This window comes from Delftia sp. JD2 (genome assembly GCF_001682645.1).
Classification (GTDB): domain Bacteria; phylum Pseudomonadota; class Gammaproteobacteria; order Burkholderiales; family Burkholderiaceae_C; genus Comamonas; species Comamonas acidovorans.
Map to the genome: position 1 here is coordinate 1 of NZ_LFJT01000168.1, position 281 is coordinate 281.

The 281-nt window shown below is 69.4% G+C and carries 1 protein-coding gene; it reads left to right on the forward strand.

Going from position 1 to position 281, the window contains the following annotated elements; genetic code table 11:
• Positions 1–281: aconitase family protein (locus ACM14_RS30325; protein ID WP_254662176.1), on the forward strand; the 281-nt coding region annotated here is incomplete at both ends.

Sequence of the window (281 nt, forward strand, 5' to 3'; positions counted from 1 at the left end):
GGCGACCGCGCCACCATCTCCAACATGTGCCCCGAATACGGCGCCACGGCGGCCATGTTCTCCATTGATGACCAGACGCTGGCCTACCTGCGCCTGACCGGCCGCGACGAGGCCCAGGTGCGCCTGGTCGAAGCCTATGCGCGCACCGCAGGTTTCTGGAGCGACAGCCTGGCCGATGCGCAGTACGAGCGCGTGCTGCAGTTCGACCTGTCCACCGTGGTGCGCAACATGGCCGGCCCCTCGAATCCGCACCGGCGCCTGCCCACCTCGGCCCTGGCCGA